Origin of the sequence: Acidovorax sp. HMWF018, from assembly GCF_003061035.1 — a bacterium.
GTDB classification, from domain to species: Bacteria; Pseudomonadota; Gammaproteobacteria; order Burkholderiales; family Burkholderiaceae_C; genus Acidovorax; species Acidovorax delafieldii.
The window spans coordinates 1-5,427 of record NZ_QAIM01000273.1; the positions used below are offsets into that span (position 1 = coordinate 1).

At 67.3% G+C, this 5,427-nt stretch carries 5 protein-coding genes; 3 read left to right on the forward strand and 2 right to left on the reverse strand.

What is annotated here, in order from left to right; translation table 11 throughout:
• The first annotated feature begins 38 nt into the window (after nt 1-38).
• The gene (locus tag DBR23_RS10255) at nt 39-1,298 is read left to right on the forward strand and encodes a branched-chain amino acid ABC transporter substrate-binding protein (protein WP_082564848.1); all 1,260 of its coding nucleotides are present in this window, start codon (nt 39-41) and stop codon (nt 1,296-1,298) included.
• Between the two features lie 42 nt (nt 1,299-1,340).
• Here the strand turns inward: DBR23_RS10255 and DBR23_RS10260 are convergent, their stop codons facing one another.
• Nucleotides 1,341-2,102, reverse strand: a complete 762-nt coding sequence (locus DBR23_RS10260; protein ID WP_108498176.1) for an SOS response-associated peptidase — start codon at nt 2,100-2,102, stop codon at nt 1,341-1,343.
• A gap of 208 nt (nt 2,103-2,310) precedes the next feature.
• On the opposite strand from DBR23_RS10260, the gene DBR23_RS10265 reads away from it, so the two are divergent.
• Together DBR23_RS10265 and DBR23_RS10270 are read left to right on the forward strand one after the other, a co-directional pair.
• Nucleotides 2,311-3,609: an acyl-CoA dehydrogenase family protein gene (locus DBR23_RS10265; protein WP_108498177.1), complete on the forward strand. Its 1,299-nt coding sequence runs from the start codon at nt 2,311-2,313 to the stop codon at nt 3,607-3,609.
• A gap of 129 nt (nt 3,610-3,738) precedes the next feature.
• Complete coding sequence (locus tag DBR23_RS10270) at nt 3,739-4,293, forward strand: DUF3617 domain-containing protein (protein ID WP_108498178.1); 555 nt, start codon at nt 3,739-3,741, stop codon at nt 4,291-4,293.
• On the opposite strand, the gene DBR23_RS10275 is transcribed toward DBR23_RS10270, so the two are convergent.
• A partial coding sequence (locus DBR23_RS10275; protein WP_233250381.1) for a diguanylate cyclase occupies nt 4,277-5,427 on the reverse strand: 1,151 nt, incomplete at its 5' end. The two genes, DBR23_RS10270 and DBR23_RS10275, sit on opposite strands and share 17 nt — an antisense overlap.

Below are 5,427 nucleotides of genomic sequence, written 5' to 3' on the forward strand. Positions count from 1 at the left end.
TTGACGCAGTTTCTACCCACCACCCCACGGAGACACACATGAACATGGTTCCCAGGAAATGGCCTCATCAATGGCTCAAGGCCGGCGCATGCGCCGCAGCGCTGGTGATGGCTGCGCACGCCGGGGCTGCCGAGACGGTGAAGATCGGCTTCATCGACCTGCTGTCCGGCCCGTTTGCGCTCACCGGCCAAAGCTCGCTCAACCAGCTGCGCGAGGTGGTGGCGCAGGTCAACGCCAAGGCCGGGCCGAACGAGCCCAAGTTCGAGGTGATGGACTTTGACAACAAGGGCACGCCGCAGGAGAGCTTGAACGCGCTCAAGGCTGCCACTGACCGGGGCGTGCGCTACATCACCCAGGGTGGTGGCTCGGGCGTGGCGCTGGCGCTGGTGGATGCGCTGAACAAGCTCGCCGAGCGCGACCCCGAGCGCGCGACCGTATACCTCAACTACGCCGCCATGGACCCGCAGCTCACCAACGAGCGCTGCAGCTTCTGGCACTTCCGCTTCTATCCGTCGAGCGAGATGAAGATGGAGGCGCTGACCACCTACCTGCAAGGCCGCAAGGACGTCAAGCGCGTGTACCTGCTCAACCAGGACTACACCCACGGCCGCCAAGTCTCCAAGGCCGCCAAGGAATACCTGGCCCGCAAGCGGCCTGACATCGAGGTTGTGGGCGATGACTTCATCCCCATCGCCCAGACGCGCGACTTTGCCTCGTACGTGGCCAAGATTGCCGCCACGAAGGCCGACACGGTCATCACCTCCAACTGGGGCAGCGACCTCACGCTGCTGTTCAAGTCCTCGCGCGACTATGGCCTGAACATCAACTACTTCACGCTCAACGCCAACAACCCCGGCACGCCCGCGCAGATCGGGCCCTGGGGCGAAGGCAAGGTCGGGGTTATCTGGAACTGGGTGCACAACGCCCCCACCCCCGAGCTGGAAAAGATCTACGTGGACTACAAGAAGAAGACCGGTGAAGACTTTGTGTTTGCCGCCCACTGGAACAGCGTGCACATGCTGCGAGAAGCCATGCGCAAGGCCCAGTCCACCGACGCCAAGAAGGTGGCCCTGGCGCTGGAAGGCATGACCTACAAGAGCCCCATGGGCGAGGTGCGCATGCGCAAGACCGACCACCAGCTTGAAGCCCCGCTGTACCTGGGCATCTGGGCCAAGCAGGGCAGCAAGGGCGTGAAGTACGACGCGGAAAAAACCGGCTACGGCTTCCGCTCCGAAGTGGCCTGGGACAACTACATCAGCGCCCAGCCGACGTCGTGCCAGATGAAGCGGCCGTCCTGAGCGGGCGCAGCCCAGGCCCCGTGCGGGTGGCGGCGACTGCCTTCAATCCAGCCACCCCTTTGGCACCTTGTCCGCCTTTTTTTCCACCGGGTTGGCCGTGAGCCACTGCGCAGCGTACTGGCGCATGAACTCCTTGGCCTTTTCCGGCCGGGCCGTGAGCCACGCGTCGTATGCGCCTTCGTTCAGGATGGCGGGCATGCTCTTCTCGCTGCCGGGCTGGCCGTAGCGGTGCAGCAGCGCGTGGTTGTTGGCGTTCACCGTGAGCAGGCAGTAGCTGATGATCACCTCGCCGTCAGCGCCCTGCCAGCGCGCCCACAGGCCTGCCACGCCCATCGGCTTGCCGTCCACGCGCGCGACGCGGGTGGGCACGGCCTTGCCGCTGCGCAGGTCGTCTTCATAAAACGCAGCCATGGGCACGATGCAGCGCTGGCCGTTCAGCCATGCGTCGCGAAACGCCGTGCCGGTGGAAGCGGTGTCGGACTTGGCGTTGACCAGCTTGGGTGCACGCAGCTTGGCGTCGGATGCCGACTTGACCCAGTGCGGCACCAGGCCCCATTGCGCAGGCACCAGTACCCGGTGGGGGGCGGCGTTGCTGGGGGTGTCTGATGCAGTTGTTGATGGAGCGGTCTCCTCGGCCGGGCCGGTGGGCCCTTGTGCCAGGGCGGCGGCCGTCGCGGCATGCACGATAAACAAACCTGGCTTGCGGGGCCACAGGTGGGGTTCACCCAGCGCCGCAGGGGGCTCGACCGCAAACGCCTCGCGGTAGGTGTCGGCGTGTTGCAGGGTTTCGTAGTGGGTACTCATGGGGCCATGGTACCCGTGTGCAGGGGGGCGCTCAGCGAGATTTCAAGCAAAAGAGGCTGGTAGCGCTAGTGCAATATGCCTTGATAGCTATCAATAAAATAGCGCTGTGTTTGCCTCCCTAAGGGCGCTCCGGGCAGGCCGTGATGTACGTCAAGTCCGTTGTCGCCTGCGTTGTGACGTGTGCTGGCGCCGTTTTCACAATGCCCACATGGACTTCGCACCTTCCCCCCTGGCTCTGCAACTGCGTGATCGCCTGCTGGCGTTCATCGACCGTTATCTGCTGCCCTACAACGCCGCCTGGCATGCGGCCGTGGCCGCGCGCGACTACCCGCCGCCGTTCCTGGAAGACCTCAAGGCCCTGGCCCGCGAAGAAGGGCTGTGGAACCTTTTCTTGCCCACGCTGCGCGAGGACGAGCCCGGCACGCGCCTGTCCAACCTCGACTACGCACCACTGGCCGAGGCCATGGGCCGCCTGCCCTGGGCGGCCGAGGTGTTCAACTGCCAGGCGCCGGACACCGGCAACATCGAGCTGCTGCACCGCTTTGCCACACCCGCGCAGCGCGCCAGCTGGCTGGTGCCGTTGCTGGACGGCCAGATGCGTTCGGCCTTTGCGATGAGCGAGCCCGACGTGGCCTCGTCCGACCCCACGAACCTGCAGACCACGGTGCGACGCGAGGGGGATGGCCTGGTGCTCAGCGGCCGCAAGTGGTTCATCACCGGCGCGGCGCATCCGCACTGCCAACTGCTCATCGTGCTGTGCCGCAATGCGGATGCCGATGGTGCAGACAGCCACCACCGCCACAGCATGGTGCTGGTGCCCGTGGACACGCCGGGTGTGCAGATCGTGCGCAACATCCCCGTGCTGCACCACCATGCGCCCGAGGGGCATTGCGAGATCCTGCTGCAGGGCGTGCGTGTGCCTGCGGACCACCTGCTGGGCGACTGGGGCGCGGGGTTTGCGATGGCGCAGGCGCGCCTGGGCCCCGGCCGTGTGCACCACTGCATGCGCACCATCGGCCAGTGCGAGCTGGCGCTGCGCCTGGCCACTGAGCGAGCGCTGGAGCGCACGGCGTTTGGCAAGCCGCTGGCCGATCAGGCCAACGTGCAGGAGTGGCTGGCCGAGTCGCGTATCGAGATCGACCAGGCGCGCCTGCTGGTGCTGCAGGCTGCGTGGCTGCTGGACCAGGGCGAATCAGCCGATGCGGCGGACGCGCGCGCCGTACGTGCCCAGGTCGCTGCCATCAAGGTGGTGGCTGCGCGCCTGCAGCAGCGCGTGGTGGACTGCGCCATGCAGATCTTTGGCGCCATGGGCCTGTCGCCCGACACGCCGCTGGCCGCCTTCTGGACCTGGGGCCGCGCGCTGCGGCTGATGGATGGGCCCGACGAGGTGCACCTGCGCACCGTGGCGCGCCATGAGCTGGCGCAGGCGCGTGCGGCCCTGGGGGCGTCGGCGGCCTACTTCACCACCCCCGAGCAGCTGCGCGCGCCGCCGCACCTGAGTGCTTGAGCGGTCCGGCGTCTTTCAGAGAGAGCGTGCCGTCGATCGTGGCCCCTGAAGTGCTCCGTCTCCACTTGGCAGCCAGGGCGTGCTTGCCGATACTGTGGTCCCAGCCGCTGTCACTGAGGCCCCCACACCATGCACACCACCATCCCCCGCGCTTTCGTGTTTGCCGTTTCCTTCGCTGTGCTGTGCACTGCCCACGCCCAGCCCCAGAAGCTGCGCCCCGGCCTGTGGGAGAACAGCGTGACCATGAAAAGCCAGAGCGGCCAGCTGGAGGCCGCAATGGCGCAGATGCAGAAGTCCATGGCCAGCCTGACGCCCGCGCAGCGCAAGCAGATGGAGCAAGCCATGGCCCAGCAGGGCGTGAGCATGGGCCCCAGCGGCAACACCGTGAAGGTCTGCATCAGCCCCGAGCAGGCCGACCTGGACCGCATTCCGGCGCAGGAGGGCTGCACGCAGAACGTGCAACGCACGGGCCCCAACGCGGTGGCGATGACGTTCAGCTGCAAGGGCGCCCAGGGGCAGCCGCCCACCACGGGCGAAGGAACGATGACCTTCCAGGGCCCCACGGCCTACACGGGCAATTTCAAGGTCAAGACCACGTCGAACGGCAAACCCGAGCAGATCGACATGGTGCAAAACGGCAAGTGGCTCGCCGCTGACTGCGGCACGATCAAGCCCGTGCGTTAGACCCCGCCGCCACGGTACGGTGGCCGGCCGGCGCCACCACCACGCGGTTGCGGCCCAGGGCCTTGGCGTGGTACAGCGCCTGGTCGGCGCGTTCCAGCGTGTGCTCCACGGTGTCTCCGGGCAGGTGCTGCGCCAGGCCGATGGACACCGTGAGGTGCAGCGAGCCTGCGCTGTGGGCAATCTCCAGCGCTTGCACGGCCTGGCGGATGCGTTCGAGCAACTCGCGCGCGTGGTCTGCCGAGGTGTCGGTGAGCATCAGCACAAACTCCTCGCCACCCCAGCGGGCCAGCACGTCGGTGTCGCGCACGCTGGCGCGCACGGTGCCCGCAAACGCCTGCAGCGCGCGGTCGCCGGTGGCGTGGCCGTGTTGATCGTTGATGGGCTTGAAGTGGTCGATGTCCAGCTGCGCCAGCAGCATCGGGCGGCCGCTGCGCAGGCTGCGGCGGTGCTCCAGCGCCATCAGGTCGAGCATGGCGCGGCGGTTGATGAGGCCCGTCAGCTCGTCGCGGGTGGCCAGTTCGCGGTTGACTTCGAGCGCCTGGGCCAGGGCCTCGCGCTGCTGCTGCAGCTTGGCGCGGATGCGCTGGATGCGCAGGTTCAGCGCAATGCAGCCGCTGAGCACGATGAGCACCATCAGCGCATAGGCGGTGTCGAGGTAGCCCGAGGCGTTGGCGTTGAAGCGCGAACTGACGCCGATGGCGCTGGCAAAGGCCAGCAGCGCATACACGCCAATGCCGATCACCTCGGCCACCGTGAGGCCGAAGGTGCCAAAGAACAGGATCATTGCCAGCACGCTGGGCACCAGCCCGCGCGCATCGCCCGCCAGCACATAGGCCACGGCGCCGCTGGTGATGGTCCAGACCATTTGCGGGATGGTGAGCGAGGGGTCGCGCAGGCGGGCGGTTTCGCCGGAGCGGATGAAGGCCGTCATGACCACCAGGCCGCCCACCGACAGGGCGGCCCACCATTGCACGGCGGTCTGGTCCACGGTGGTGCTGGAATGTGCCACCAGCAGCATCACGCCGGCGCTGCCGGCCATCAGCGTGAGCGCCAGCAAGGCCATGCCCACCAGCGTGCGCCGCCGAGGGTCGGTGGAGAGGATCACATCCTTGAGGCGCTGCCAGCGGGCGGGTG